Below are 581 nucleotides of genomic sequence, written 5' to 3'. Positions count from 1 at the left end.
CTGGTCAAGCGCATGTTTGATACTGGTGAGCTGAATCGGGTGTGGATGTCGGATATTACCTACTTGCGCACCGGTGAAGGCTGGTTGTACTTGTGCGCGGTCCGCGATGGTCATTCCCGCAGGGTACTGGGCTGGGCTATGGATAGTGTTCAAGACACACACCTGGTTGAACGGGCCCTGCGGATGGCGCATACGCTGCGCGGTGACGTTCCTGATGGGCTGGTGTTTCACGCTGACCGTGGAACGCAATTCACTAGCGAGAAGCTCTGGGAGGTCTGCCGCAGACTAGGCATTGCCCAGTCTGTGGGGCGTACTGGTGTGTGCTTCGATAACGCGATGGCCGAGTCGTTCTGGTCGACGCTAAAGACTGAATTCTACGACCGTAAGCGATGGCCTACCCGTGATGCTGCACGCAAGGCTGTTGCCTACTGGATTGAAGTCGTCTACAACCGTCGGCGCCGGCACTCTGCACTCGGAATGGTCAGCCCCGTCGACTTCGAGAACCACACCGGCTCAATCAACAGCAGAAAAGAAATAGCTGCCTAACCCCTAGGTAGCTCCACTACGTGTCCACGATTTGC

General features: G+C 57.0%; 1 protein-coding gene. It reads left to right on the top strand.

What is annotated here, in order from left to right:
* On the top strand, positions 1-546 hold a 546-nt coding region (locus tag HMPREF2993_RS04310), incomplete at its 5' end, for an IS3 family transposase (RefSeq protein WP_141758252.1).
* Positions 547-581: the final 35 nt, after the last annotated feature.

The organism is Corynebacterium sp. HMSC068G04, assembly GCF_001814885.1.
In the GTDB taxonomy this organism is placed as follows: Bacteria; Actinomycetota; Actinomycetes; order Mycobacteriales; family Mycobacteriaceae; genus Corynebacterium; species Corynebacterium hiratae.
The sequence above is the reverse complement of the archived record's forward strand: the minus strand, read 5'-3'. Positions and strand labels throughout refer to the sequence as shown.